The sequence below is a fragment of the Delftia tsuruhatensis genome (assembly GCF_903815225.1).
GTDB classification, from domain to species: Bacteria; Pseudomonadota; Gammaproteobacteria; order Burkholderiales; family Burkholderiaceae_C; genus Comamonas; species Comamonas tsuruhatensis_A.
Genome location: NZ_LR813084.1, coordinates 3,595,220 through 3,618,814, shown reverse-complemented (window position 1 = coordinate 3,618,814; position 23,595 = coordinate 3,595,220). Strand labels below are relative to the sequence as shown.

At 69.4% G+C, this 23,595-nt stretch carries 18 protein-coding genes; 10 read left to right on the top strand and 8 right to left on the bottom strand.

Annotated elements, in window-relative coordinates:
• Positions 1–40: 40 nt before the first annotated feature.
• The 8 genes from L1Z78_RS16410 to L1Z78_RS16375 all read left to right on the top strand — a co-directional run bounded on the left by L1Z78_RS16410 (position 41) and on the right by L1Z78_RS16375 (position 11,221).
• On the top strand, positions 41–1,384 hold the full coding sequence (locus L1Z78_RS16410; RefSeq protein WP_234637457.1) for a sigma-70 family RNA polymerase sigma factor: 1,344 nt from the start codon (positions 41–43) through the stop codon (positions 1,382–1,384).
• Positions 1,385–1,503: 119 nt separating this feature from the next.
• Positions 1,504–3,996 (top strand): TonB-dependent siderophore receptor, encoded by a 2,493-nt coding sequence (locus L1Z78_RS16405; protein WP_234637456.1) that lies wholly within the window; start codon positions 1,504–1,506, stop codon positions 3,994–3,996.
• A 165-nt stretch (positions 3,997–4,161) separates the two neighbouring features.
• Entirely contained in the window at positions 4,162–4,461 is a 300-nt protein-coding gene (locus tag L1Z78_RS16400; RefSeq protein WP_234637455.1) for a DUF3649 domain-containing protein, read from the top strand.
• Between the two features lies 1 nt (position 4,462).
• A complete protein-coding gene (locus L1Z78_RS16395; RefSeq protein ID WP_234637454.1) occupies positions 4,463–6,163 on the top strand; it encodes a PepSY-associated TM helix domain-containing protein in 1,701 nt (566 codons plus the stop codon).
• The gene (locus L1Z78_RS16390) at positions 6,160–6,537 is read left to right on the top strand and encodes a DUF3325 domain-containing protein (RefSeq protein ID WP_234637453.1); all 378 of its coding nucleotides are present in this window, start codon (positions 6,160–6,162) and stop codon (positions 6,535–6,537) included. Before L1Z78_RS16395 ends, L1Z78_RS16390 begins: the two co-directional genes overlap by 4 nt.
• Positions 6,538–6,586: 49 nt before the next feature.
• A complete protein-coding gene (locus tag L1Z78_RS16385) occupies positions 6,587–7,774 on the top strand; it encodes an efflux RND transporter periplasmic adaptor subunit (RefSeq protein ID WP_234637452.1) in 1,188 nt (395 codons plus the stop codon).
• Positions 7,774–9,747 (top strand): ABC transporter permease, encoded by a 1,974-nt coding sequence (locus L1Z78_RS16380; protein ID WP_234642191.1) that lies wholly within the window; start codon positions 7,774–7,776, stop codon positions 9,745–9,747. Before L1Z78_RS16385 ends, L1Z78_RS16380 begins: the two co-directional genes overlap by 1 nt.
• Before the next feature lies 1 nt (position 9,748).
• Positions 9,749–11,221, top strand: a complete 1,473-nt coding sequence (locus L1Z78_RS16375; RefSeq protein ID WP_234637451.1) for an efflux transporter outer membrane subunit — start codon at positions 9,749–9,751, stop codon at positions 11,219–11,221.
• Positions 11,222–11,288: 67 nt separating this feature from the next.
• Here the strand turns inward: L1Z78_RS16375 and L1Z78_RS16370 are convergent, their stop codons facing one another.
• The 4 genes from L1Z78_RS16370 to L1Z78_RS16355 form a co-directional block, all read right to left on the bottom strand.
• Positions 11,289–12,563, bottom strand: coding sequence for an acyl-CoA dehydrogenase family protein (locus L1Z78_RS16370; RefSeq protein WP_234637450.1), 1,275 nt, complete (start codon positions 12,561–12,563; stop codon positions 11,289–11,291).
• A 59-nt stretch (positions 12,564–12,622) separates the two neighbouring features.
• Positions 12,623–13,708, bottom strand: coding sequence for a phosphotransferase (locus tag L1Z78_RS16365; RefSeq protein WP_234637449.1), 1,086 nt, complete (start codon positions 13,706–13,708; stop codon positions 12,623–12,625).
• Positions 13,709–13,847: 139 nt separating this feature from the next.
• Positions 13,848–14,567 (bottom strand): Crp/Fnr family transcriptional regulator, encoded by a 720-nt coding sequence (locus tag L1Z78_RS16360; protein ID WP_234637448.1) that lies wholly within the window; start codon positions 14,565–14,567, stop codon positions 13,848–13,850.
• Positions 14,568–14,736: 169 nt separating this feature from the next.
• Positions 14,737–16,269, bottom strand: coding sequence for a 3-hydroxyacyl-CoA dehydrogenase (locus L1Z78_RS16355; RefSeq protein ID WP_234637447.1), 1,533 nt, complete (start codon positions 16,267–16,269; stop codon positions 14,737–14,739).
• Between the two features lie 134 nt (positions 16,270–16,403).
• On the opposite strand from L1Z78_RS16355, the gene L1Z78_RS16350 reads away from it, so the two are divergent.
• The gene (locus tag L1Z78_RS16350) at positions 16,404–19,046 is read left to right on the top strand and encodes a hypothetical protein (RefSeq protein WP_234637446.1); all 2,643 of its coding nucleotides are present in this window, start codon (positions 16,404–16,406) and stop codon (positions 19,044–19,046) included.
• 88 nt (positions 19,047–19,134) lie between these two features.
• Here the strand turns inward: L1Z78_RS16350 and thiE are convergent, their stop codons facing one another.
• From thiE to L1Z78_RS16330, 4 genes are all read right to left on the bottom strand, one after another.
• The gene (gene thiE / locus L1Z78_RS16345; RefSeq protein WP_234637445.1) at positions 19,135–20,058 is read right to left on the bottom strand and encodes a thiamine phosphate synthase; all 924 of its coding nucleotides are present in this window, start codon (positions 20,056–20,058) and stop codon (positions 19,135–19,137) included.
• 20 nt (positions 20,059–20,078) lie between these two features.
• Complete coding sequence (locus tag L1Z78_RS16340) at positions 20,079–20,888, bottom strand: thiazole synthase (protein ID WP_234637444.1); 810 nt, start codon at positions 20,886–20,888, stop codon at positions 20,079–20,081.
• A 32-nt stretch (positions 20,889–20,920) separates the two neighbouring features.
• A complete protein-coding gene (thiS, locus tag L1Z78_RS16335) occupies positions 20,921–21,118 on the bottom strand; it encodes a sulfur carrier protein ThiS (RefSeq protein WP_234637443.1) in 198 nt (65 codons plus the stop codon).
• Between the two features lie 115 nt (positions 21,119–21,233).
• Positions 21,234–22,301 (bottom strand): FAD-dependent oxidoreductase, encoded by a 1,068-nt coding sequence (locus L1Z78_RS16330; RefSeq protein ID WP_418921709.1) that lies wholly within the window; start codon positions 22,299–22,301, stop codon positions 21,234–21,236.
• Positions 22,302–22,707: 406 nt separating this feature from the next.
• On the opposite strand from L1Z78_RS16330, the gene thiD reads away from it, so the two are divergent.
• Positions 22,708–23,589, top strand: a complete 882-nt coding sequence (gene thiD, locus L1Z78_RS16325) for a bifunctional hydroxymethylpyrimidine kinase/phosphomethylpyrimidine kinase (RefSeq protein ID WP_234637441.1) — start codon at positions 22,708–22,710, stop codon at positions 23,587–23,589.
• The last annotated feature ends 6 nt before the right edge of the window (positions 23,590–23,595 follow it).

Genomic DNA, 23,595 nt, shown 5'->3' with positions numbered 1-23,595 from the left:
TGAGAATGATTCTTCTTTCCGCGGGTTATGATCCAGGCCCATGGAATTGTCCGCCTCTTTCACCCGTGCGCTGCTGTCCGGTTTCGACCGGGCCTATGCCGACCTCGTGCGCACTGCCACGCGCAGCACGGGTAGCCGCGAAGAGGCGGGGGACCTGGTGCATGACACCTGGTTGCGCCTGGCCGAGCATGCGCGCAGCGCAGCAGGCGAGTCTGCCATGCGGCCGGCACAGTCCGATGCGCCGCGCGATGCCACGGCCTATATTGCCGTCATGGTGCAGCACATGGCGCTGGATGCGCAGCGTCGCCGCCAGCGCCATGGCCGCTACCTGGACCTGGCCGCAGTGCGCGAACAACTGGCGCCCAGCCACGTGCCCGACGTGGCCGACTCCGTCATGTACCGCCAGGCGCTGGCCGTGCTGGAGTCCGCGCTGGCCGGCCTGCCCGAGCGCAGCCGCGCGGCCTTCATCGCCCACCGCGTGCAGGGTGAGCGCCAGCCCGAAATTGCCGAACGGTTCGGTGTGTCCCTGAATACCGTGGAGCGCGACCTGATCCAGGCCCACGCCTGCATCGAGGATGCGCTGCACCGCTGGCGCGGCACGCTGCCTGGTGGCGCAGGGGCCCGGCAGGCCGGGCGCCGCCGCAGCCTGGGCGCGCTGCTGGGACTGGCCGGCGCGGGTGTGGGTGGCGCCGTGGGCTGGCAGCAATGGCAGAGCTACCGGGACAACCATGTGCAGTGGCAGGCCCGGTGGAGCAGCCCGCGCGGCCAGCAGGGCCGCCATGGCCTGCCCGACGGATCCAGCCTGCTGCTCGATGCATCGAGCAGTGCCCAGGCGCAGTACTTCGCCACGCGCCGCCATGTGGAACTGGCGCAGGGCGCGGCTTTCTTCGATGTGGCGCGCGATGTGCAACGGCCCTTCGTGGTCCATGCCCGGGGCGTGCGCGTGACGGTGCTGGGGACACGCTTCGGCGTGGAGATCGCGCAGGCCGCGGGTGGCCGGGAACTGGTCTGCGTGCAGGTGGAGTCCGGACGCGTGCGCGTGCAGTCCGATGGCGCCGAAGGCATCTCCTATGAACTTGGCGTCGGCCAGGGACTGCGCATGGAAGGTGGGGTGGTCACGCCCACGCATGGCGCGCCTGGCGATGCGGCCTCCTGGCGCCATGGCCAGCTGGTCTTCAGCGGGTCCACGCTGGGCGAGGCCCTGGCGCGGCTGTCGCGCTATGCCCCGTTCACGTTGTCGGCCACACCCGAGGCCGCACGCCTGCCGTTGAGCGGCCGCGTGAGCATCGGCGCGGCCCATGCCTGGGTTCGGGCGCTGCCCCGTGCCATGCCCGTGCAGGTCAGCCGCCAGCCTGATGGCGGGCTGGTCGTCGCACTGCGTTGAGCGGGGGCCGAGCATGCATCCGCCATTGGCGCCCGATCTTTTTTTCAGGAACTTTCCTGGCCAATCGTCCAAGCGGTGATCCCTATGGATTCAACGCATCTTCTTCAAGGACGATTTCCATGGCATTTCCCCGCCCCTTCTCCGCTGCCAGATTCCACCGCACACCTTTGGCCCATGCCGTGCTCTGCCTGGGCCTGGCCCTGCCGCTGCACACCGTGCAGGCCCGGCAGCCCGACGACAGCGCGCGCTTCGACATTGACGCGCAGCCGCTGGCCGGAGCGCTGGACCAGTTCGCACGCCAGGCCGGCGTCCAGCTGGTGTTCACTCCTTCGCTGGCGGCGCAGCGCCAGGCGCCAGCCGTGCGTGGCGAGCTGGCGCTGCGTCGCGCGCTCGATGCCCTGCTCGAAGGCAGCGGCCTGCAAGGCCGCCTGGAGGAGGGCACCTTGACGGTCGAACCGCTGGCCCGCACCGACAAGACCCTGGCCGAGGTGCGCGTGGCCGCGCGCCGCGCGGGCGACGGCACGACGGAGGGCACGGGCTCGTACACCAGCCGCGTGACCAGCATTGCGTCCAAGACGGACCAGTCGTTCCGCGAGATCCCGCAATCGGTGTCGGTGGTCACGCGCGAGCAGCTCGACGACCGCCGCATGACCGACATCCGCGACGCGCTGGCCGCCACGCCCGGCATCACCACCAGCCAGATCAATTTCGAGTCCACCTATTTCTACTCGCGCGGCTTCCAGATCGACAGCATGCAGATCGACGGGGGAGCGCCGCTGAACATCGCCAGCTATACCTACAGCGTCAACCAGAGCATGGATTTCTACGACCGCGTGGAGGTCATGCGCGGCGCCTCGGGCCTGCTGGGCGGGGTGGGTGACCCGGGCGGCATCATCAACATCGTGCGCAAGAAGCCGCTGGCCGAGCCGCGCTTCGTGGTCCAGCAGTCCATCGGCAGCTGGAACAACTACCAGACCATGGTGGATGCCACGGGCCCGCTGGCACTGGACGGCCGTGTGCGCGGCCGTGCCGTGCTGTCCTACCAGGACACGGACCAGTTCGTGGACATCAAGCACACGCGCGCGCCCCAGTTCTACGGGGTGGTCGAAGCGGACCTGACGCCCGACACCCTGCTGACCGTCGGCATGAGCCGCAGCAATATACGCACGCGCGGCGCTGGCGGCGGCGACGTGCCGCGCTACAGCGACGGCAGCGATATCGGCCTGCCGCGCCACACCAGCTTCACCCAGCCCTGGGCCACGGGCCGCCAGGACAACAGCGAGCTGTTCGGCGCGCTGGAGCACCGCTTTTCCTCGCGCTGGAAGGGCAAGCTCAACCTGACGCGGACCAAGTCGGACTATGACGGCACCACGGCCTTCGGCTATGGCACGCTGGACCGCGCAACCGGCCTGGGCGTGACCTGGAGCGGTGGAGGCCATTACCTGTACGAGAACAAGCAGACCGTGCTGGACGCCAGCCTTGCCGGCAGCTTCGACCTGGGCGGGCGCACGCACGAAATACTGCTGGGCATGGACCGGCAGAAGATAGAGAGCTTCTGGAACGTGGGCTATTCCTCGGACCCCACCGGGGTGGTGCCCATCGACGTCTACAACCCCGGCGACTGGCGCCCCGCGCCGGCCGGCGGGATCTCGCGCCGTTACAACCCCTGGGGCCAGGACCAGTCAGGCGGCTATGGCGTGCTGCGCCTGCACCCCACGGACCGCCTGCATGTCATCGTGGGCGCGCGCTACGCCAAGTACCGCTTCAACCAGGTCTATGAGTCGCTGAATGCGGCAGGCCAGTGGGAATTGGCATCGGGCAGCCGTTTTTCGGAGCCGGCCAAATTCACACCCTATGGCGGCGTGATCTACGATCTGAACAGCCAATGGTCGGCCTATCTGAGCTATTCCTCCATTCTCAAGCCCCAGGCGCTGTCCAAGGCCGGGCCTCCGCCCGGCAATTCGCTGGACCCGGTCAAGGGCAAGAGCTACGAGGCCGGTTTCAAGGGCGAGCTGGCCGAGGGCCGGCTCAATGCCACGTTCAGCCTGTTCAATGTGGAGCGCACCGGCACGGCAGTGGCGGATACGCGCTACCCGAGCAATCACGAGGAATGGTCGGGCAACTGCTGCTATCTGCCCCAGGGCAAGGTGACCAGCCGCGGCTTCGACGCCGAGATCGGCGGCGAGCTGCGCCCGGGCTGGCAGATCGCGGCCGGCTACACCTACACCACCACGCGCGACAAGACCGAGGATGCGCCCTACAGCAGCATCACGCCGCGCCATCTGTTCAAGCTGTCCACGGCCTATGTGCTGCCGGGCGGGCTGTCGCGCTGGAAGATCGGCGGCAGCGCCCATGTCCAGAGCAAGCACCATGTGCGCGATACGCTGTATGACGCGGACTGGAATGAAATCGGCCGCTACAACTTCACCCAGGGCGGCTATTCCGTCTGGAATGCCATGGTGCAGTACCGCATCGATCCCCGCTGGACGGTGTCCCTGAATATCAACAATATTTTCGACAAGGTGTACTACCAGACCGTGGGCTCTGCGAGCGGCGGCAACTTCTATGGAAGGCCACGCAATGCCGTGGTGACACTGCGCGGCACTTTCTGATGCCGTGAAAGGGGCCCTGGCCGGCGATCCTGCGGGCCCGTGGCCGCAGGGGCGAAGGCCGTTGCGACTGGCCTTTTTCTCGATCTCGTTTGTCATGTATCAGGAGGGCCATTCTGGCCATTGCTTCATGGCACTCGCTTTGCCTTTCATCCGATCACTGATTACATGCCCCATTCCACCCCTGTCCACCCCGGCCTGCTTGTGCTTTCCCGATTGCTGGCCGCCGTCTTCGGAGGCTATGCGCTGGCCAGCGCCCTGGCCGCCTTCCTGGCTGGCGCGCTGCCCGGCGCGCGTGTCGATGCCGTGTTGGCCGGCATGCAGTGGAGCTTCGTGCTGCACCTGCTGGCCGTGATCTGGGCGTTTTCGCCGGTTTCCGTGGGCCGGGTCTGGCTGGGCCTGCTGGTGCCAACGGCCGTTCTGGGGGCTGTTGCATTGCTGCTGGCGCGCAATGGCACAGGAGTTTGAGATGGCTAAGGCGCGGATCGACAAGCTCCCTGGCAGCGGCGTCGCCAGCGGCGGTTTCCGCCAGGCCCAGGCCTGGCTGCACACCTGGTGCGGACTGTGGTTCTCGTGGCTGCTGTTCGCCGTCTTCCTGACGGGCTCGCTGGCGGTGTTCCAGGAGCCCATCACGCACTGGATGACGCCCGAGCACCATGCCGAGGAAGCCGCCGAGGCCGCAGCCCGGGCGGCGGCGCCGCCCGGCGCCGGCCGCGCGCGGCGCCTGGCCTGGGGCGCGGCCTACATGGAAAAGCACCACAAGGGCGCGCAGATGTGGGAGATCTGGCCCAGCGACGCCCAGGGCGCGGGTGACCTGCATGTCTACTGGTTCGACGAACAGCGCCAGTACGCCGGAGCCGAGCTGGACACTGCCACGGGCGAGCCCCTGCCGCCCGGCCACGGCCACGGCGCGGCGCGCGCCACGCTGGGCGGGCACCACTTCGTGGACTTCCACTACGAGCTGCATGCCGGCCAGGCGGGCCTGTGGGTGATAGGCATCGCGGCCATGGCCATGCTGGTCGCCCTGGTCAGTGGCGTGATCACGCACAGGCGCATCTTCAAGGACTTTTTCACGTTCCGCGCGCACAAAGGCCAGCGCAGCTGGCTGGATGCGCACAACGCCGTGGCCGTGCTGACGCTGCCGTTCCAGTTCATGATCGCCTATACCGGCATCGCGCTGTCCAGCCTGAGCTTCATGCCGGCAGGCGTCTGGACCCAGTACGGGACCGGCAACGCCGCCCGCACGGCCTTCATCGCCGACATGAGCGAGGCCGGCGCGCCCGCGCCTTCCGGCCGCCCCCTGGCCGTCCCCGATCTGGAGTCGTTTGCGCGGCGTGGCCAGGAGCTGATGGGCCAGGCCGTGCGGGCCGTGGTCATCAACCATCCGGGCGATGCGGCCGCTCGCATCGGCGTCTATGGCTGGAACAGCGATGAGGATGCCCACCGGCGCCTGAGCCCCAATTCGGGCATGGCCATGTTCTCGGCCGCCACTGGCGAGGTGCTGCAGGTGCGCCTGCCGGGCGGCGCCGACGGCGGCACGCCTTCGCTGGCACAGGCCGTCATCGGCGGGCTGCACATGGTCAAGTTCGGCGGCCTGGCGATGAAGTGGCTGTACTTCCTGTGCGGGCTGGCGGGGGCCGCCATGATGGCCACGGGCGCCATCCTGTTCATGGTCAAGCGCCGCAGCCGCCACCTGGGCGAGTTCGGCGGCGCCACGGCACGCGTGTACCGGCTGATCGAAGGCCTCAATGTCGCGGCCATCACCGGCCTGGGCCTGGGCTGCGTGGGCTACTTCTGGGCCAATCGCCTCGTCCCCGTGGAGATGGCGCACCGGCCACGGTGGGAACTGGCCGTGTTCTTCGGCCTCTGGGCCCTGGCCCTGGTCCATGCGCTGGCCTGCAAGCCGGCCACGGCCTGGCGCCAGCAGATGGGATTGCTGGCCTTGCTGTGCCTGCTGCTGCCCCTGCTCAGCTGGATCACCGTGGGTCAGCCACTGTCCGCCCAGGTGCTGGAGGGCGACTGGGAAAGCGCGGGCGTGGAGCTGTTCGCGCTGGCCACGGGACTGGCGGCCGCCTGGGCCTGGCGCTGGCTGGCGCGGCGGGGCCAGGAGCCGGAGGCCCAGGCCGGGGGGCGTGCCGCAGCACGGGGCCCGGCGGAGGTGCGGGCATGAGCACGCTGCACGCATCGCTGGCCGCGCTGGCCCTGGCCTTCGCCGGCATGGTGGCCCTGGCCTTTGCCATGGACCGCCACTACGAACAACTGACCGGCGCGCGCGCGCTGCCGGCCGGCCGAGGCCGGCAGTTGCGCTGCCTGGGCGTGCCGCTGCTGGCGCTTTCCTCGCTGCCCGCCTTCTGGGCCTGGGGCGCGACGGCGGGTACGGTGGCCTGGCTGGGCTTCCTGTCCTGTGGCGCTTTGGCGGCCGTGGGCCTGATCGGCGTCCACGCACGCTGGACAGCGCGCCTGGCCTGCCTGGCCACGTTGGTGGTGGCCGCCGATCTGGTGTGGTTCTTTTCTCGCTTTGGTACTTCAGGATTGTTCAGATGAGTCTCTTGTTTTCGTTCCAGGTCCCGGTGTGCAGGGTCGGAGGGCGGCCATGACGCGCACGCAGCAACGCTGGAAAGCCGGCGCCGTGGCGGCGGTGCTCCTGGTGGCAGCCGGTGGTGCGGCCGCCTGGTGGGCCAGCCGGCCCGCCGTGGCCTACCAGACCGAGACCGTGGGCCGCACGGACATCGAGTCCACGGTCACGGCCATCGGCACGCTGCAGCCGCGCCGCTATGTGGACGTGGGCGCCCAGGTGTCGGGCCAGGTCACCCGGCTGCGCGTGGAGCCCGGCGCCCAGGTGGAAAAGGGCGCGCTGCTGGTGGAGATAGACCCCAGCGTGCAGCGCGCCACGGTGGATGCGGGGCGCGCCTCGCTGGCCGGCCTGCGCGCCCAGCTGGCCGAGCAGCAGGCGCTGCGCAAGCTGGCCGAGCAGCAGCTCGCGCGCCAGCGCCAACTGGCCCGCGATGGCGCCACGCGCGAGGAAGACCTGCAGACGGCAGAAGCCAACCTGGCTGCGGCCGGCGCGCGCATGGAGCACCTGAAGGCGCAGATCGACCAGACCCAGGCCACGCTCAAGGCCGACGAGGCACGGCTGGGCTATACGCGCATCTATGCGCCCATGGCCGGCACCGTGGTCTCGGTGGAGGCCCGTGAAGGCCAGACGCTGAATGCCACCTACCAGACGCCCAACATCCTGCGCATCGCCGACCTGTCGGCCATGACGGTGTGGACCGAGGTCTCCGAGGCCGACGTGCGCCGCGTCAAGGACGGCATGGCCGTGTACTTCACCACGCTGGGCGGGGCCGACCAGGCCAGGCCCCGGCGCTGGAACAGCCAGGTGCGCCAGGTGCTGCCCTCGCCCTCGGCCAGCCAGGCGCCGGCCGGCGGCAATGCGGGCCAGGCACCCGCGCCGGCCACCAAGGCCGTGGCCTATACCGTGCTCTTCGACGTGGACAACGAGGATGCCGAACTCATGCCCCAGATGACGGCGCAGGTGGTCTTCGTCACCGGCAGGGCCGCGCAGGCGCTGACCGTGCCGCTGATGGCCGTGACCGACAAGGGCGACAGCGAACAGACGGCGCGTGTGCTGGATGCCGGCGGGCGGCCCGAACAGCGCAGCGTGCGCCTGGGCGTGCGCAGCCGCCACCAGGCCCAGGTGCTCGAGGGCCTGCAGGAAGGCGAGCGCGTCATCGTCGGTGAGACGCCGCTGGAGCGCGGCCCGCGGTGGCTGCAATGGTGATGGGGCAGGGCATGCAGGCCGGTGCGCCGCTGATCGCACTGCGCGGCATCACCAGGCATTACGGCGGCGGCGACAGCGGGCAGCCCGCCGTGACCGTGCTGCATGGCATCGACCTGGAGATCCGCGCGGGCGAGTTCGTGGCCGTGGTGGGCAGCTCGGGCTCGGGCAAGTCCACGCTGATGAACATCCTGGGCTGCCTGGACCGGCCCAGCGAGGGCAGCTACCACTTCCAGGGCCAGGACGTGGCCAGCCTGGACTCCGATGCGCTGGCCTGGCTGCGGCGCGAGGCCTTCGGCTTCGTCTTCCAGGGCTATCACCTGATAGCGAGCGAAAGCGCCAGCGAGAACGTGGAGATGCCCGCCATCTACGCGGGCCTTCCCAAGGAGGAGCGCGTGCGCCGCGCCCGGTCGCTGCTCACGCGCCTGGGCCTGGGCACGCGCCTGGGCAACCGGCCCAACCAGCTGTCGGGCGGCCAGCAGCAGCGCGTGTCCATCGCACGGGCGCTGATGAACGGCGGCCAGATCATCCTGGCCGACGAGCCCACGGGCGCGCTGGACTCGCACAGCGGTGCCGAGGTCATGGCCCTGCTGCGCGAACTGGCCGACGCGGGCCACACCATCATCCTCATCACCCACGACCGTGCCGTGGCCGCCCAGGCACGCCGCGTGATCGAGATCAGTGATGGCCGCATCACCAGCGACAGCCAGCGCGACGAAGCAGCGAAGCCCGGTGGCGCCGCGCAGCCTCTCACGCCGCAGCGCGGCGGCGCCAGCGCGCCCTGGCTGGCCGAGCTGTTCGAGGCCGCGCGCAGCGCCTGGCGCGGCATGCGCATGAACCGCGTGCGCACCAGCCTGACGCTGCTGGGCATCGTCATCGGCGTGGCCTCGGTGATTGTCATGCTGGCCATCGGCGAGGGTGCGCGGCGCAAGGTGGTCGAGCAGATGGGCACCATGGGCACGGCCATCCTCTACATGGGCAGCAAGCCGCCATCCACGGGCGGGCCGGCCGGTCAGATGACCGAGGAAGACCTGGCCGCCGTGCGCGAGCTGCCCGAGATCCGGCGCGTCATGCCCGTGATCGGCGACCCCATCACGGTGCGCTACGGCAAGGCCGACAAGCAGATCTATGTCTTCGCCGCCAGCGAGGAAATGCCCCTGGTCCACCACTGGAAGGTGGCCCAGGGCCGCTATTTCACCGAGGCGGAGGACCGCGACCTGGCGCCGCTGGTGGTCTTGGGGCACAAGGCGCACCGGCATTTCTTTCCGGACACGCCCAACCCGCTGGGCCGCCAGCTCATCATCGGCACCTCGTCCTTCGAGGTGATCGGCGTGATGAGCGAGCGCGGCGCGGACTCGGGCGCGCAGGACTATGACGACATGGTCTTCATTCCCTACCGATCGGGCCGGGCGCGCGTCTACCAGTCGCAGACCCAGCCCGACTATGTGGTGATCGAGGCCATGTCCTCCGACGTGGTGCACGAGGCCGAGGAGGCCATGCGCAAGCTGCTGCTGGCCCGCCACGGCGGGCGCGAGGACTTCGGCATCGGCAACGCGGCAGCGCGCATCCAGGCGGAGGCGGCCACGCGCCAGAGCATGGCGGTGATGCTGGGCCTGATCGCGGCTGTGTCCCTGGTGGTGGGTGGCATCGGCGTGATGAACGTGATGCTGATGACGGTGCGCGAGCGCACGCGCGAGATCGGCATCCGCATGGCCACGGGTGCGCGCCAGCGCGACATCCTGCGCCAGTTCCTGACCGAGGCCAGCCTGGTCACCTTCGTGGGAGGCACGGTGGGCCTGTTTGCGGGGCTGGCCGTGGGCGTGGTGCTCATCGTGGCGGGCGTGCCCGTGGTGTTCTCGGTGCGCGCCATGCTGGGCGCCTTTGCCTGCGCCGTGGTGACGGGGCTGGTATTCGGCTACATGCCGGCCAAGACGGCGGCGCGGCTGGACCCGGTGCGTGCGCTGGCGGGAGAGTGAGATGAAAGACATGAACGACAAGACGATGCCGATGCGCCGGGCGCCGACGCGTCATGCCAGCCTGGGCTGCATCGCTTTGGCGCTGCTTGCCCTGGGCGGCTGTGCTGCGCAGAAGACGATGCCGGACCGGGAGGCGCCTGCGCTGGCCGCTTCGTGGAAGCAGCAGGGCGAAGCCGTCCCTGCCTCTGTCTCGCCGCAGTGGTGGCAGGCCTTTGGCAGTGCGGAACTGGGCAGCATGGTGCAGGCCGCCCAGGACCAGAGCCTGGACATGGCCGCCGCCATGGCGCGCGTGCGCCAGGCCGAGGCGGCCACGCGCCAGGCGGGCGCGGCGCTGCTGCCGTCGCTCAATGGCGAGTTGCGCGCCCAGCGCATGAACCATGCGCAGGTGGCAGGTGGGCAGGCCAGCGTCTACGGCGCTGCGCTGACGGCCTCGTATGAGGTGGACTTCTGGGGCCGCAACCGTGCCACGCGCGATGCGGCGGCGGCGGCCTGGCAGGCCAGCCGGTTCGACCAGGACACGGTGCGCCTCACGGTCACGGCCCAGGTGGCCCATGGCTGGCTGCAGGCCGTGGCGCTGCGCGAGCGCCAGGCCATTGCGTCGCGCAACGTGGCCAATGCCGAGCGGCTGCTGGGCCTGGTGGAGTCCCGCGCGCGCGCAGGCGCCGCCACCCAGCTGGAGCTGGCCCAGCAGCGCGGCCTGGTGGCCAGCCAGCGCCAGGCCCTGGCCACGCTGCGCCGCCAGGGCGAGGATGCCGATGCCACGCTGGCCGTGCTGCTGGGCCAGGCCCGGCGCCCCGCGCTGACCACGGATTCGCTGCACGCCCTGCAGCTGCCCGAGATCGGCGCAGGGCTGCCCACGCAACTGCTGCAGCGCCGCCCCGACATTGCCAGCGCCGAGGCGCAGCTGGCCGCCGCCAGCGCCAACCTGCAGGCGGCCCGAGCGGCGCTGTGGCCCCGGCTGACCTTGACGGGCAGCGCGGGCACCAGCGCAGGCCGCGCCAGCGACTGGCTGCGCGAGCCCGTGTATTCGCTGCTGGCCGGACTGGCCGGCCCCATCTTCGACGGCGGCCTTCTGGCGGCCGGGCGCGATGGCGCACAGGCCCGGCGCGAGGAGCTGCTGGCCGGCTATTACAAGTCCATCGTTGCGGCCTGGGGCGATGTGGAGCTTGCGCTCAACGCCGTCCACGGCCTCAAGGCCCAGTCCGAGGCCCAGGCCGACGTGCTGGAGCAGGCCCGCCAGGCCGTGTCGCTGGCCGAGCTGCGCTACAAGGCCGGGGCGGAAAGCCTGCTGTCCCTGCTGCAGGCCCAGACCACGCTGTATGCCGCGCAGGACGAGGCTGTGCTGCAGCGCCTGCTGCAATTGCAGGCGCGCGTGGCGCTGTACCGCGCGCTGGGCGGGGGCTGGGAGCCGCCGCCTGCCATGGGCGCCGCCCAGCAGGCGCAAAAAAGCCAGGAGGCATTGCCACCTGGCTGAGAGGGGAGGGCCAGGGTCGCCACCCGATCGATCCTGTCGGGTGTGTGGCCTCAGGCTTGAAGCATGCTCAGCTGCCGCGCGTGATGGGCACGCCGGCATCCTTGCCGTAGGCGCCGTACTTGCCCAGCTCCCACTTGGCGATGGCGTTGCGGTGCACCTCGTCGGGGCCGTCGGCAAAGCGCAGGGTGCGGGCATGGGCATAGGCACTGGCCAGCGGGAAGTCATCGCTCATGCCGCCGCCGCCATGCACCTGCATGGCCCAGTCGATGACCTGGCAGGCCATGCTGGGGGCCACGACCTTGATCATGGCGATCTCGGTGCGGGCCACCTTGTTGCCGGCCACGTCCATCAGCCAGGCGGCCTTGAGCGTGAGCAGGCGTGCCATGTCGATCTTGCAGCGGGCCTCGGCGATGCGCTCCTGCGTCACCGTCTGCTGGGCCACGCTCTTGCCGAAGGCGATGCGCGAGCTGGCACGCTTGCACATCAGCTCCAGCGCGCGCTCGGCCAGGCCGATCAGGCGCATGCAGTGGTGGATGCGGCCAGGGCCGAGGCGGCCCTGGGCGATCTCGAAGCCGCGGCCCTCGCCCAGCAGGATGTTGCCGGCCGGCACGCGCACGTTCTCGAAATACATCTCCATGTGGCCGTGGGGCGCGTCGTCATAGCCCATGACGTTGAGCGGACGCACGATGCGGATGCCGGGCGCATCGCCGGGCACGATGATCATGCTCTGTTGCGAGTGCTTGGGTGCCTCGGGATCGGTCTTGCCCATGGTGATGAAGACCTGGCAGCGCGGATCGCCGGCCCCCGAGATCCACCACTTGTGGCCGTTGATCACGTACTCGTCGCCCTGGCGCTCGATGCGCGTGCAGATGTTGGTGGCGTCGGAGGAAGCCACTTCGGGCTCGGTCATGGCGAAGGCCGAGCGGATCTTGCCTTCCAGCAGCGGCTTGAGCCAGCGCTCCTTGAGTTCGGTGCTGCCGTAGCGCGCAATGGTCTCCATGTTGCCCGTGTCGGGCGCGGAGCAGTTGAACACCTCGCTGGACCATGGCACGCGGCCCATGATCTCGGCCAGCGGCGCGTATTCCTGGTTGGTCAGGCCGCCGCCCTTGTAGCCCGCGGCCTCGGCGCTGTCCACGGGAAGGAACAGGTTCCACAGGCCCTGCTCGCGGGCCTTGACCTTGAGCTTCTCGATGGTCTGCAGGGGCGTCCAGCGCTTGCCGGCGGCTGTGTTGGCCTCCATCTCCGCGGCATAGTCCTTCTCACCGGGATAGATGTGGTCGTCCATGAACTTCAGCAGGCGTTCCTGCAGGTCCTTGGTCTTGGGCGAGTATTCAAAGTCCATGGATGCGCTCCTTCTCTTGGCTTTTCGCTTGTGGTGGAAACGGGGTGGCGGCTGCGGTCTCAGCTGCGCTGTGCAAAGGACCAGGCCAGCTCGGCCATGGGACGGGCCGTGTCGCCCGAGGCCTTGGCCTGGGCGCTGGAGGCCGTGCCGGCCTCCACGCGCTTGGCGATGCCTTGCAGGATGGCCGCGATGCGGAACATGTTGTAGGCCATGTAGAAATTCCAGTCGGCGCGCAGCGTGTCCACGTCCTTGAGGCCCGTGCGTTCGCAGTAGCGGCGGATGTATTCCTGCTCCGAAGGGATGCCCAGTGCCGCCAGATCCTTGCCCGCGATGCCCCGGCCCAGCGTGGCCGGGATGTGCCAGCTCATGCAGTGGTAGCTGAAGTCGGCCAGCGGATGGCCCAGCGTGGACAGCTCCCAGTCCAGCACGGCGATCACGCGCGGCTCGGTGGGGTGGAACATCAGGTTGTCCAGGCGGAAGTCGCCGTGCACGATGGACACGCGCGAGGCATCCAGCGCGCTGGCCGGCATGTGGGCGGGCAGCCACTGCATGAGCTGGTCCATCTCGGGGATGGGCTGGGTGATGGAGGCCACGTACTGCTTGCTCCAGCGGCCGATCTGGCGCTCGAAATAGTTGCCGCTCCTGCCGTAGTCGGCCAGGCCCTGGGCCGTGAAGTCCACGGTGTGCAGGGCCGAGATGACGCGGTTCATCTCGTCGTAGATGGCGGCGCGCCGGTCTGGCTCCATGCCGGGCAGGGACTGGTCCCAGAGCACGCGGCCTTCCATGCACTCCATGATGTAGAAGGCGCGGCCGATGATGGACTCGTCCTCGCACAGCGCATACATGTGGGGCACGGGCACGTCGGTGCCGGCCAGGCCCTTCATCACGCGGAACTCGCGCTCGATGGCATGGGCCGAGGGCAGCAGCCTGGCCACCGGCCCGGGCTTGGAGCGCATCACGTAGCTGCGCCCCGGCGTGACCAGCTTGTAGGTGGGGTTGGACTGGCCACCCTTGAACATTTCCACCTGCACCGGGCCTGCGAAGCCGTCCACGTGGCCCTGCATCCAGGCCGTCAGCGCCGGCACATCGAAGGCATGCTGGTCGGACACGGGGCGTGTGCCCACGAAATGGTCGAAAGTGCTCATGGGGCAGTCAGTCCTGTGATCGGTTCGAGAAAGGGCAACAGCCGCGCGGCAGGGGCGCGGCAAGGCACCGGCCGGCGCGTGCGTCCGGTCGGTGGGAGGGATGTGGCAGGAAAGAGGGCGCGGCACGGGCCGCGCAGGCTCAGGCGTCGGGCGCGGCGATGCGCAGCAGCGTGTCGCGGTTGCAGACCACCAGGCCACCAGGCTCGATGCGGATGGCGTTCTCGCGCTCCATGGCCTTGAGTTCCTGGTTCACGCGCTGGCGCGAGGCGCCCAGCAACTGGGCCAGTTCCTCCTGCGCCAGATGCAGGCCGATGCGGATCTCGCTGCCGTCCGACAGGCTGGTCACGCCATAGCTGCGCACCAGATGCAGCAACTGCTTGGCCAGGCGCGCGCGCAGCGGCAGGGTGTTGAGGTCCTCGACCAGGCCGTACAGCTGGCGGATGCGCCGCGCATGCAGGCGCAGCATGGCCTCCGAGAACTCCACGTGCATGGACAGGATCCGCTTGAAGTCGGGCTTGGACACGCACAGCAGCGTGGTCTCGCCATGCGCATAGGCGTCGTGCGTGCGCTTGTCCCCGTCCAGGATGGCCACGTCGCCGAACCAGATGCCCGGCTCCACGTAGTCCAGCGTGATCTGCTTGCCCGTGATCGAGGTCGAGCTCACGCGCACGGCGCCCCTGGCGCAGGCGATCCATTCCTCGGGCGGCTCTCCGCGTGCGCAGATGAGCGTGCCATCTTTGAACCGTTTGACGTAGGCGCATCGAAGAATGTCGTGCCGAAGCGATGGAGAAAGGGATGAAAACCAGCGACCGGAATTGATCGCTTCACGTTCTTCGATGGTAAGAATCGGGTCGTCCATGGCCTGTCTTTTGCGTGACTGATGACGGTCACATTGTCGCGTGTGGGACCGCCGCGGCGCAGCATGCCGCCGGCGGGTCTGTCACTTCGGTGTCTGGGCCTGCGGCAAACGGGGCAGGGCGGCGAAAAAAAGGCGACCCGTCTTGCATCGGGTCGCCGGCTTTGCAGGGCTATTGCTCCTCGTGCGTGAGGCTCAGCCCCAGCGCTCCACGGCGGCGCAGCCAGGGGCTGGGGCGGTAGCGCGGATCGCCATACACCGTCTGCAGGTTGAACAGCACCTCCAGCACATTGGTGGGCCCCCAGCGATCGCCCATGGCCAGCGGGCCCATGGGGTAGCCCAGGCCCAGGGTCACGGCCTTTTCCAGGTCGGCCGGGCTGCCTATGCCCTGCTGGCATATGTCGCTGGCGATGTTGACGATGGAGCCCACCACGCGCTGCGTGACGAAGCCGCCGCTGTCGCGGATCACGCTCACGGCCTTGCCATCGCTGGCGAACAGTGCGTGGGCGGCATCACGCATGTCGGAGCGCGTGGCCGGGTTGGTCGCCAGCACACGGCGGCGCGTGGAGGCGTCGTCCACCAGCATGTCGATGCCCAGGGTGCGGGTGGGATCCAGCCGCTCCACGGCCGCCACGGTGGTCACGTCCAGCCCCAGCGGCGCCACGAGGATCAGCGCCTGCTCGCTCGGTGCCTGTCCGGTCTCGATGCGCGCACCCAGGTTCTTGAGCAACTGGTAGATCTCCGGGCGGCGGGCCGCGCGTGGCGAAACCCAGACCGGGGGCAGCTCCCGCACCTGGGGAGCCGAGGGCTCGGCGGGCTGCTCGGCCCGGCCTTCGGCGTAGCGGTAGAAGCCCTGGCCGGTCTTGCGGCCCAGCAGGCCGGCCGCCACGCGCTGCGCCGCGATGGGACTGGGGCGGTAGCGTGGCTCCTGATAGTACTGCCCATAGATGTACTCCATCACCGCATGCGTGACGTCCAGGCCCGTGAGGTCCATCAGCTCGAAGGGGCCGAGCCTGAATCCCGCCTGGTCGCGCAGGATGCGGTCGACGGTGGCGAAGTCGGCAATGCCCTCCTGCGCGATGCGCAACGCCTCGGTCACGTAGCCACGCCCCAGGTGGTTGACCAGAAAGCCCGGTGTGTCCTGGGCGCGTACCGGCGTGTGGCCGAAGCGTCGCGCAAAGGAGGCCAAGACGTCGCAAGTCGCCTCGTCCGTGGCCAGGCCCTGCACGATCTCCACCACCTTCATCAGAGGCGCCGGATTGAAGAAATGAAAGCCCGCGAAGCGCCGTGGATGGCGCAGCGCCGTGGCCAGCGTGGTGATGGACAGTGCCGATGTGTTGCTCGCGATGATGGCGGAGGGCGCGACGATGTCCTCCAGTTCGCGCAGCAACTGCTGCTTGGCATCCATGCGCTCGACGATGGCCTCCACGACCAGATCGCAATCCTTGAACGCTGCCAGATCGTCCACCACAAAGAGCCTGGCCGCATATTCCGCGGCTTGCTCGCTTGTTATCTTTTGTTTCTTATTGAGTTGGGTCCAAAGCGCAAGCAATTGTTGCCGGGCTTGTTCGGCGGCGCCGGGGCGTGCATCCTTCAGCAGTACCCTGGCACCGGCCTGGGAGGCAAGCTGGGCAATGCCCTGGCCCATGGCACCAGTGCCTATGAGGCCTACAATTTCGATAGTGGAAATGTCTTTTTGGGTCATGCGTGCAGTGGAATTTGTCCTACAGTCTTCTATGCAAAAATGCAAGCGTTCAAAGAAAGGCTGATGTGAGAATTTGTAGCACCGTTCTCGGCGTCGCCCTGTCCTCCATGGCCTGGAGCGCGTCCGCATTATCGTTGGGTAGCCCCCGGGGCAATGTGGTGCTGGGCGCCCCCTTCGATCTGGTGGTGAACCTGCAGTCCGATCCCGGCAGCGATGCGGGCAGTTCCTGCGTGCGTGCCGAGCTGCTGGCTGGAGACCGGCCCATCGAGGCCTCGCGCCTGCGTATCACTCCGACGCCATCGGGCCAGGCGGTCCGGGTGCAGGCCAGCTATACGGTGGATGAGCCTGTGCTGACGCTGAAGCTGCGCGCGGGTTGCGAAGGTGGCATCAGCCGCAGCTATACGCTGCTGGCGCAGTTGCCGGAGTCGGTAACTGCCGCGGGTAACCAGCCCATCAATGTGCGGGAATTGGCCGCTGCGCAGCCCGCGTTGCCGACCGTCGCTGCTACGCAGGCCGGTGAAGGGACTCCGGGTGTGGCGCAGCCGGCCCCGGCGATCCCGCGCACGGCTGCCCGGGCCGATGTCCGCGCGCCAGCTCCATCGGCCGCCGCACAGGCGGCAAAGCCCGGACCCAAGGCCGCGCCCAAGCCCAAGCCCACGCCCAAGCCCACGCCCAAGCCCAAGCCCGCGGCGCAGAAGCCCAGGCCCCCGGTGGGCGTCACGGCCCAGGCGCAGGCCGGGCAGCTGCAGGCCGGCCTGCGCATCGAGCCGAGGTTGCGCATGGAGCCGGTCGAGGAGTGGCTGGGGACCGCGGGCGCTCCAGGCCCGTCGGATGATGGGGCCAGCCCCGTTGCCCCGCCGCCTGAGGCCGACAGCCAGCCGCTGGCCGAGGCCAACAGGCGCGTGCAGGCCCTGGAGGCCGAGATGGCCGCCCTCAGAAAGCGCGACGGCGTGGACCGCGGGCAACTGGCCCAGTTGCGTGCCGAGCTCGATGCGCTGCGCCAGGAATCCGGTGGTTCGTCATGGCTGTTCAATGCGCTGCTGCTGGCGCTGATCGCCGCCGTGGGCGTGATCGGCTGGATGGCATGGCGCATGAGGTCGGGCGCGCAATCGATGTTCTCGCGCGAGCAGGACGCCTGGCGGGAGTCGGTGGAGCGCTCGTCCCAGGATCCCGTGCAGACAGCCTCCGGGGCTTCGCGGGATGACGAGATCGATACGCTGCCGCATTCCCTGGAGCCGTCGGGGTCCACGCGCCGCATGGCGCCCGGCCTGCGCGATCCGCGTGCCGCGGCCATGCAGGACGACCGCCGCGGCCCCGACACCCTGGCCTCTCCCTATGTCCAGCGCGGTGCCCAGATGCGCCCGGGTGTGACCTATGAGTTGCACGAGGACCTGGACCCTGGCGATTTCGGTCCGGCCACCATTCCCGTGCCCGTCCAGGCGGAGCCGCCCCGCCACGAAGAGGCGGGCATGGTCGTGGGCGCGGCCGCGCCCACGGCCACGGCCTCCCTGCCGTCCGACGCGCCGGCGGCGGCCGAGGCCGCCAAGGCACGCCGCATGGTCCAGCCCGGGGAACTGTTCGATGTGCAGCAGCAGGCCGAATTCTTCATCTCGGTGGGCGAGCACCAGCAGGCCATAGACCTGCTGCGCTCGCACATCGCCGCGCACGAGGACTCCTCGCCACTGGCCTATCTGGAGCTGCTGCACCTGTACTACACGCTGAGCCGGCGTGACGATTTCGATCAATTGCGCGAGCGCTTTGCCCGCCACTTCAACGCCCGCGTGCCGGCCATGCCGGGCTTCACCGACAAGGGCAGCAGCCTGCTGCAAGGCTATCCTGAGCAACTGGCCCGCATCGAGGCACTGTGGCCCTGCGACGCGGTGGAGGACTACCTCGCACAATGCCTGTTCAAGCAGGACGGTGCGGTTGCGGCCGATGCGCCCGAGCCCTTCGACCTGGCGGCCTTCGACGAGCTGCTGCTGCTGTTGTCGATTGCACGCACCACGGCCGCAGACACGCGCGGCCAGACCGAGGGGCGCGAACGCACGACGCCCCGCATGGTGGCGCCATCGGCCGGTGCCGAGGTGCCGCACACGCCAACCGCCGCCACACCGGCATCGACTCCCGTGCCGACCCCTGCATCGGCATCCCTGGCCGTGGACTGGTTGTCCGAGCTGCAGCCCAGGGAGTCCGGGGATGCGCCCCGTCCCCCTGCCGGCCCTCTGGAATTCACGCCTCTGGACCTGCCGCTGCCCGAGGCTGCTCAGCAGCCTCGCGGCGGCGTCCCGGCCCCTGATTCCCTGGGTGCCCCTTTGCATTTCGAGCTGCAGCCGCTGGATTTCGACATGGACCAGGCGCAGCAACTGCCCGAAGGGGGCCAGGTGCGGGCCGTGCCTCTGGGGTCGGAGCCGGCCTTTGTCCGCACCGAGGCGGCGCCGTTGCTGGACATCGATCTCACGGCGCTGAGCGAGGAGGATGCACTGCCGCCCGTGGATATTCCCTCGCGCTTCCCGCCGGCCGTGGTGCATGCCCCGGCAGGCTCGGGCGTCGTGGGCTTCAGCGACCGAAACCTCAAGGCTCCGCTGGACATGGACCTGGCGCTGGACGACTGGGCGCTGGAGCCGCCTGGCCCCGCACACGGGCATCGCGGCCTGGACGAACCGCTGAGCCGCTCGGTCGACATGCTGCTCTCGCGCGAGACCGACCCCGGTTTTCGCGGCACGCCGCCTGTCGTGCCTGGGAAGGCCGACGGCAAGGAGTCGCCGGGCAAGGGGTGAGGCCGCAGGGTCAGGGCCTGAGCAGGGCTTCGTGGAAAAGCAAAAAGGGAGCGCGGCTCCCTTTTTGCTTTGCTGGATCGGCGAAACCTCAGCCCGCTGCCTGCATGGCGGCGAGCAATTGCCTGGCTGCCGTCTCCGGGTCCACTGCGTTGACCAGGGCCCTTACGACGGCGACCGAGCCCACGCCCGTGGCGCGCACGGCCGGGAACTGGTCGGCCGAGATGCCGCCGATGGCCACCAAGGGGTAGCGCTGCATCAGGCGCACATAGGCATCCAGGCGTGCCAGGCCCTGGGGCGCCGTGGCCATTTTCTTGAGCGTGGTCGGAAATACGGCGCCCAGGGCGATATAGCTGGGCTGCACGGCATGGGCACGCACCATCTCCGCATAGCCATGGGTGCTCACGCCCAGGCGCAGGCCCGAGGCGCGGATGGTGTCCAGGTCGGTGCCGGCCAGCGCGTCCAGGTCTTCCTGGCCCACATGGATGCCGTAGGCGCCGGCATCGATGGCCTCGCGCCAGTGGTCGTTGATGAACAGCCGCGCATCCGTACCCTGGACTGCGGCCACGGCGGCACGGACTTCGCGCGCGATGGCATCGCGGTCCTCGGACTTGAAGCGCAACTGCACCGTTGGCACGCCGGCGCGTGCCATGCGGCCCACCCAGTGGGCATCGGGCAGCACGCCGTACAGCCCCAGTGCCTGTGGGCAATCCGGGAAGGCCAGCGCCGGATCGGCGCCTTCCAGGCCGAAGTCGCGCGGATCATCGGGCCAGCGCGTGGGCTCGAAGCGGCCCCGGCGCGCGGTCTGGGCCTGCCAGGCCTGGGCCAGCGTCTCGGCGTCGATGGCGATGAAGCCCAGCGTGCTGCAGGCCTGGAGGGCGGCCAGGTAGGCGGGGTCCTGGCGCCGCGCGGGCGGCACGGGCTGGGGAGGGAGGGCCGAACCTTCGGGAGCGAAGGCGGCGCCATGCAGGCGCACGATGGTATCGGCCAGGGTCTGGATGGAGTCGTTGCTCATGGACTGCTTTCGCCGGGCGTTCAGCCGTGGTGCCAGAACGGCGTGCCCAGCACGGGCGTGCTGGGCTGGGCGGCCGATTGCTCGGCCATGGCGCCGGCGCGGCAGGCCGCATGGCCCGCGTTCACGGCATCGGCAAAGGCGCCGGCCATGGCGACAGGGTCTTCGGACAGGGCCACGGCCGTGTTCAGCAGCACGGCGTCATAGCCCCACTCCATCACCTGGCAGGCATGGGATGGGCGGCCCAGGCCGGCGTCGACGATCAGGGGCACCTTCAGGCGTTCGCGCAGCGTCTGCATGGCGTAGGGGTTGACGGGGCCGCGGCCCGTGCCGATGGGGGCCGCCCAGGGCATCACGGCCTGGCAGCCCACATCGACCAGGCGCTGGCACAGCACCAGGTCCTCGGTGGTGTAGGGCAGGACCTGGAATCCGTCCTTGATCAGGAGGGAAGCGGCCTCCACCAGGTTCAGCGTGTCGGGCTGCAGCGTGTAGTCGTCGCCGATCAGCTCCAGCTTGATCCAGGGCGTCTCGAAGACCTCGCGCGCCATCTGGGCGGTGGTGACGGCCTCCTGCACGGTCATGCAGCCGGCGGTGTTGGGCAGCACGGGCACGTCCAGCTTCCTGAGCAGCTCCCAGAAACTGGCGCCGGTCTCGGCGGCGTTGCTGCCCTGGCGGCGCAGGGAGGCCGTGACCATGGCCGGGCGGGCGCGCCGTACGGCAGCTTCAAGCACGGCGGGCGAGGGGTAGCGGGAGGTGCCCAGCAGCAGGCGGCTGTCAAAGCGCTGGCCGTACAGGACCAGGCTGTCGTCGGAGGAAGAGGCGGAAGTCGTCATGGCGTGAGGCAATGGGAGAGTCGGATGGGGCATCAGCCGCCGGTCACGGGCGAGATCACTTCGAGGCGGTCGCCGTCGTTCAGCGCCTGCTCGGCATAGCGGGCCTTGGGCACGAAGACGGTGTTGACCGCCACGGCGAACGGCGGGCGCGGCGCAAGCAGGGCCAGCGCGTCGGCCACGGTCGCGTCCTCGCGCAGTTCGGTCGCTTGCTGGTTGATGGTGATGTTCATGGCGGCAATGAGAAAACGATGGCGGGTACGGGTTTGATTCTTGGGCAGGGCCGGGTCCGCCGGCCCTGCATGGGGGTCGTATCTGTTGTGCGCGAAAGTCCTGTCCGTGGCGTGGTCAGGCTGCCGCCCTGTGGGGCGCAGCGGCATGCTCGATGGCAACGTCGAAGCGGCGCGCCAGCTCGGAGTCGCCGCCATCGAGCAGCTCCAGCACCACGTCCAGCATGGCAGGCGCGATCATGAAGCCGTGGCGGTACAGGCCGTTGACCTCCAGCACGCGCGGCGCGCTCCAGCGCACGGCCGGCAGGTTGTCGGGCAGGGTGGGGCGGCATTGCGTGGCGATTTCCATGATGCGGCCCTCGGCAAAGCCCGGATGCACGGTGTAGGCGGCGCTCAGCAGCTCCAGCGTGGAGCGCACGCTGGCCGGCGACATGTCGTCCGACTCGATCTCGGTGGCGCCGATGACGAAGAGGTGGTCCTCCTTGGGCGCGATATAGATGGGATAGCGTGGATGGATCAGGCGCGTGGGCCGCTGCAGCGTGACCTCGGGCGCGTGGATGCGCACCACTTCGCCGCGCACGCCGCGCAGCGCGGGCCACTGGCCTCGCGCGCCCAGGCCGCGGCAGTCCAGCACCCAGTCGGGCTGGCCGGGGGCTCCGGGCTGGAAGTCGCCCAGTTGCCGCGGCTGGTGCCAGTGCTGCTGCACGCCCAGGCGATCCAGGGTGGCGTTGAGCGCCGACAGCAACTGGCGGTTGTCCAGCTGCCCCTCATCCGGCAGGTACATGGCCTGGGCGAAGCGCCGCTGCAGCGCGGGCTCGCAGTCATGCAATGCCTGGTCCGCCAGCGGCTGCAAGGCGGGAAGGCTGGGGTTGATGCGGCGGTTCTTCTCCAGCAGGCCGAAGAAGCGCTGGGCGTCGGCGGCATCCTGGCGGTGCCAGAGGATGAGGGTGCCGTTTTGCTGGAAGAATACGGGCTCGTCGAGCTGGGCCAGCAACTCGGGCCAGCGCGTCAGGCCATGCTGGCCCATGCGCACCACGCCGGGCTCGGTGATGGCCGACTCGGCCAATGGCGCCAGCATGGCTGCCGCCACGCGGGCCGCCGCGCCATCGCCGTCTGGTCCATGGGCGTCATGCACGGCGATGCCATGGCCACGGCGGGCCAGCGCCAGTGCCAGCAGCCGGCCCATGAGGCCGCCGCCCAGGATGGCAACGCGGGAAGAAGCTTGAAGAACGGTCATGTGCATCAGGTGGTCAAGGGTTGCACACGCCTGTGGGATCGCCGACCGGCCGTCCGCGCACATGGCATATGCTGGACAAAACGCGGCGTACCACCCCGGTTGATGAAACTCCCCACGCCAGCATGACCTGGATCGGGTGCAGGGGCACTGCGCGGCACCGGGCCTGTCGTGCAGGCGGTGTGCGGCAGGGGGCTGGTTGCCCCGGGGCCCCAGGGTGTTTCTCAGTCACGCATCGATGGCATGGGCCAGGCCCTGTTTCACCGACGGGACACCCCTGTTTCGTCCGTCAGCAGGCATTACAGCACATCCCGCAGCAGCCTGTATTGACCATGCGCATGGGCGATAATTTTCGCCCATGACTGCCGACCCATCCCCATCGACCGCCGCTTCCACCGACCCGGCTCCCGCCGCCCGCAAGCACTATGCCCGCGTGCTCATCATCGCCGGCTCCGACAGCGGGGGAGGCGCCGGCATCCAGGCCGACCTCAAGACCTGCAGTGCGCTGGGCTGCTATGGCATGACGGCCATCACGGCCATCACCGTGCAGAACACGCTGGGCGTCAGCGGCATCCACGGAATTCCCGTGGACATCCTGCGGGGCCAGATCGATGCCGTGGTCGAGGACATCGGCGCCGACGCCATCAAGATCGGCATGCTGGCCACGCCCGAAGTGGTGCAGGTGGTGGCCGATGCCATCCGCCGCCACCGGCTGCGCAATGTCGTGCTGGACCCGGTGATGGTGGCCACCAGCGGCGACCGACTGATCGCGCCGGAGACGGCGGGCGTGCTGGTGCGCGAGTTGTTCCCCCTGGCCAGCGTGGTCACGCCCAACCTGGATGAAGCAGCGCTGCTGCTGGGGCATGCCATCGGCGGCATCGATGCGCTGGACGGTGCCGTGCAGGAACTGATGGCGCTGGGCGCGCCGGCCGTGCTGCTCAAGGGCGGGCACCTGTCCGGTGACCTCGTGGTGGACCTGCTGGGCCATGGCGACGGTCAGCGGCTGCGGCTGCAATCGCAGCGCATTCCCACCCACAACGGCCACGGCACGGGCTGCACGCTGTCTTCGGCGATCGCGTCGCATCTTGCGCTGGGCCTGCCGCTGGAGGCCGCAGTGCACCAGGCGCGGGAATACATCCTGGGCGCCATCGCGGCCGGGGCCGACGTGTTCACCGGCGCCGGCCATGGGCCCCTGAATCATGGCTACGCGCCGCGCGCGCAGGTCGTGGTCAACGGCTGAACGTCA

Bases quoted from the DNA above. Each gene is read 5' to 3' on its own strand.
- L1Z78_RS16410 (WP_234637457.1), top strand. From the start codon at position 41: ATGGAATTGTCCGCCTCTTTCACCCGTGCGCTGCTGTCCGGTTTCGAC.
- L1Z78_RS16405 (WP_234637456.1), top strand. From the start codon at position 1,504: ATGGCATTTCCCCGCCCCTTCTCCGCTGCCAGATTCCACCGCACACCT.
- L1Z78_RS16400 (WP_234637455.1), top strand. From the start codon at position 4,162: ATGCCCCATTCCACCCCTGTCCACCCCGGCCTGCTTGTGCTTTCCCGA.
- L1Z78_RS16395 (WP_234637454.1), top strand. From the start codon at position 4,463: ATGGCTAAGGCGCGGATCGACAAGCTCCCTGGCAGCGGCGTCGCCAGC.
- L1Z78_RS16390 (WP_234637453.1), top strand. From the start codon at position 6,160: ATGAGCACGCTGCACGCATCGCTGGCCGCGCTGGCCCTGGCCTTCGCC.
- L1Z78_RS16385 (WP_234637452.1), top strand. From the start codon at position 6,587: ATGACGCGCACGCAGCAACGCTGGAAAGCCGGCGCCGTGGCGGCGGTG.
- L1Z78_RS16380 (WP_234642191.1), top strand. From the start codon at position 7,774: ATGGGGCAGGGCATGCAGGCCGGTGCGCCGCTGATCGCACTGCGCGGC.
- L1Z78_RS16375 (WP_234637451.1), top strand. From the start codon at position 9,749: ATGAAAGACATGAACGACAAGACGATGCCGATGCGCCGGGCGCCGACG.
- L1Z78_RS16370 (WP_234637450.1), bottom strand. From the start codon at position 12,563: ATGGACTTTGAATACTCGCCCAAGACCAAGGACCTGCAGGAACGCCTG.
- L1Z78_RS16365 (WP_234637449.1), bottom strand. From the start codon at position 13,708: ATGAGCACTTTCGACCATTTCGTGGGCACACGCCCCGTGTCCGACCAG.
- L1Z78_RS16360 (WP_234637448.1), bottom strand. From the start codon at position 14,567: ATGGACGACCCGATTCTTACCATCGAAGAACGTGAAGCGATCAATTCC.
- L1Z78_RS16355 (WP_234637447.1), bottom strand. From the start codon at position 16,269: ATGACCCAAAAAGACATTTCCACTATCGAAATTGTAGGCCTCATAGGC.
- thiE (WP_234637445.1), bottom strand. From the start codon at position 20,058: ATGAGCAACGACTCCATCCAGACCCTGGCCGATACCATCGTGCGCCTG.
- L1Z78_RS16340 (WP_234637444.1), bottom strand. From the start codon at position 20,888: ATGACGACTTCCGCCTCTTCCTCCGACGACAGCCTGGTCCTGTACGGC.
- thiS (WP_234637443.1), bottom strand. From the start codon at position 21,118: ATGAACATCACCATCAACCAGCAAGCGACCGAACTGCGCGAGGACGCG.
- L1Z78_RS16330 (WP_418921709.1), bottom strand. From the start codon at position 22,301: ATGGGCCGGCTGCTGGCACTGGCGCTGGCCCGCCGTGGCCATGGCATC.
- thiD (WP_234637441.1), top strand. From the start codon at position 22,708: ATGACTGCCGACCCATCCCCATCGACCGCCGCTTCCACCGACCCGGCT.